Origin of the sequence: Desulfovibrio sp. 1214_IL3152 (assembly GCF_036763055.1) — a bacterium.
GTDB lineage: Bacteria > Desulfobacterota > Desulfovibrionia > Desulfovibrionales > Desulfovibrionaceae > Desulfovibrio.
The window spans coordinates 1-2,380 of record NZ_JBAIYW010000106.1 but is presented as its reverse complement, the minus strand read 5'-3'; the positions used below and the strand labels follow the sequence as shown (position 1 = coordinate 2,380).

The window sequence follows — 2,380 nt, the reverse complement described above, 5'->3', positions numbered from 1 at the left end:
ACGGCCAGACGCACCATTTCGCAGCCACGGGCCGCCAGACGGGCAATCTGCCCGAGAGTCGCCTGCGGATCGCGTGTGTCCGGATTGGTCATGCTTTGAACAACAACGGGCGCGCCGCCGCCCACGGCAACGCCGCCAAGGCGTATCGCTCTGGTATTCCTGCCCATGCCTTCTCCCAGATGAAAAACTTGGCGGCGCTGTGTCGCCATATCCTTTAAAAGCGTCTTGTAAGCTATTTCATGCAGCAAGCCAAGCAGACAGCCGATCATGCCGCTGGAACGTGTTTTGCATGTTTTTTGACACCGGGACAGGCAAGCGCCCGATTTTTCACCCCTGCACTGAAGTTTTCCGGACGGGGGCCGATAAGTATGACAGAACACCATCTGAGGTTGCCATGCACGGTTTATTGCGTTTTATACTGATCTGCGCCCTTGCGCTGTCCCTGCTGCCCGGCTGCTCTAAAGCGCCGCCTACAGCCAATGATCCCGGCTATATAGATGCCGTGGAACTGAAGCTTAAATTCCGCGAACTGGCGGACCAGATGCTGGCCACAGTACCCAATGACGCCCTGCAGGGCTTTGTTGCCATGCCCACATCATTTGTGGATGAAAACAATACCTCGCGCAGCTCTCCCCTGGGCAGACTCATGGGCGAAGCCATGTTTTACGAGTTCAACCAGCGGGGATTTCCCGCGCGTGAATACCGCCTGACGGGCAATATCGCCGTTGTCGGCGGGCGCGACGACCTGGCCCTGATCGAAAACGCCGTCATTCCCGTGGGGCAGAAATGGGCGGCTCTGGTGGTGGGAACCTATTATGTGGACAAGGACGCCACCTTCGTCAATGCCCGCCTTGTGCGGGCCACCGACGGCCTTGTCATGCGCACGGGGCAGCTTGTGCTGGTCAATACGCCCATTGTGGCCCGCATGGGCAAAACAGACCCTCCGGCCCCGAAACCCGCGCCACCGGCACAAAGTTCAAGCGTGTCCACAGCGTCTGCCGCCAAGCCTTCGGGCCAGCGCGGCAGCCTGTATCCTCCGCTTTACACGCCCGCCAGTTCCATCAGCAGCGGCAACATCGCCATCAAACAGGGCAAATAATGCCGGAAAGCAGCCATGTGTTGTAATTATATCTTGCGTATCTTTGGAATTGCTCTTGCCGCTCTGGCGCTGGGACCGCTTTTTTCGGCACTCCCGGACGGCGCGGGTGCCGTGGCCCAAAATCTTTCGGCCTATGAGCGCCCTTCGGAAAAAAACGCCGGGCAGCCCAAAAGATCGGCTGATCAGGGGCCGAACATCAGCGCCAAATATCTCAAGCAGGCCCGCGCCTATCGCGATCAGGGCAGGTATGAGCTGGCCCGGCAATCCTATGCCCAGGCTCTTTCCACCTGCCGCTCCGCCGGAGAACTGGAGGTCATTGAAAAAGAAATGGGCGGCATTGAACTTTTGCTGCGCACCATGCGCTGAGGATCGTGTCATGAGGCTTTACCTTGTTATAATTCTTGTCGTGGCGGCCCTGCTGCTGCCGCTGACCGCCGCTGCCGCAGGCAACGTACCCACGGCGGCCACCAGAATAGCCAAGCAGCTCGATGAACAGCTCATGATGCGCTATGCGGGAACTGATCCGGCAGAAAGCAAAAAATCACAGCAAGCCTTGGCTCGCGCCAATATAATGATCATGGGCACAACCCCAGCCAACCTCAATGACCTCAATGAGGCCTCGCCCCTGGCCCGACAGATGATGGAAGAAATATCGCGCTGGCTTATCAACGCGGGCTACCGCTTTCAGGAACTGCGCAAGGGACGCGACATCTATTTTGACAAAAGAAAGGGCGAGTTCATCCTTACGCGCGATGTCAACCGCCTTGCCAGCAAAATCGGCACAAGCCAGGCCATAATGGCCGGAACCTATGTGGTCAGCGGAGAGCAGGTACGTTTCAACATCCGGCTTATCCACACCACCAGCAATGAAGTGCTGGCTATGGGTTCCGGCACGATTCCCATTACCGAAGACCTGCTGCCGCTGTTGCGCGATCCATCCCCCGGCGGCAAGGGGGGCGTCACGCCCTCGGTGAATACCCGCCTGCAGTAAGGGAAATGCGGAATAAAGCGCTTCCCTCGGTTCCTGCGCGAGCAGGAACCCAAAAACGTGAACAGGGGAATTCACTTCCCCCGTTAAATGAGCGTTTTTTGTGCCTTTCCAAAAAATGGTTTCCGTTTTTTGGCATCGAGCTGAGTAAATCGAAGATTTAATCAGCGGATACTAAGTTTCTTGCCTTGGTGACCCGTTCTGTCTATAACAAGCCCGGCCCGGCGCATGCGCCGGGCCTCGACGTGTTGGCAAGGCCCGCTGAAATTTCCGCCGCCGCGCCAGCCCCTGCC

At 57.8% G+C, this 2,380-nt stretch carries 4 protein-coding genes; 3 read left to right on the top strand and 1 reads right to left on the bottom strand.

Features of this window, described 5'->3' with window-relative positions:
- On the bottom strand, positions 1-167 hold a 167-nt coding region (locus V6C07_RS02035; protein WP_333534726.1), incomplete at its 3' end, for a flavodoxin-dependent (E)-4-hydroxy-3-methylbut-2-enyl-diphosphate synthase.
- A gap of 227 nt (positions 168-394) precedes the next feature.
- Here V6C07_RS02035 and V6C07_RS02030 point away from each other — a divergent pair.
- From V6C07_RS02030 to V6C07_RS02020, 3 genes are read left to right on the top strand one after another with little or no spacing between them, the layout of a single operon-like run.
- Positions 395-1,099 (top strand): FlgO family outer membrane protein, encoded by a 705-nt coding sequence (locus V6C07_RS02030; protein ID WP_333534725.1) that lies wholly within the window; start codon positions 395-397, stop codon positions 1,097-1,099.
- Between the two features lie 15 nt (positions 1,100-1,114).
- Positions 1,115-1,465 (top strand): hypothetical protein, encoded by a 351-nt coding sequence (locus V6C07_RS02025; protein WP_333534724.1) that lies wholly within the window; start codon positions 1,115-1,117, stop codon positions 1,463-1,465.
- Positions 1,466-1,475: 10 nt separating this feature from the next.
- Positions 1,476-2,090 carry a FlgO family outer membrane protein gene (locus V6C07_RS02020; protein ID WP_333534723.1) on the top strand — a complete coding sequence of 205 codons (615 nt, stop codon included), beginning with the start codon at positions 1,476-1,478 and terminating at the stop codon, positions 2,088-2,090.
- Positions 2,091-2,380 lie beyond the last annotated feature (290 nt).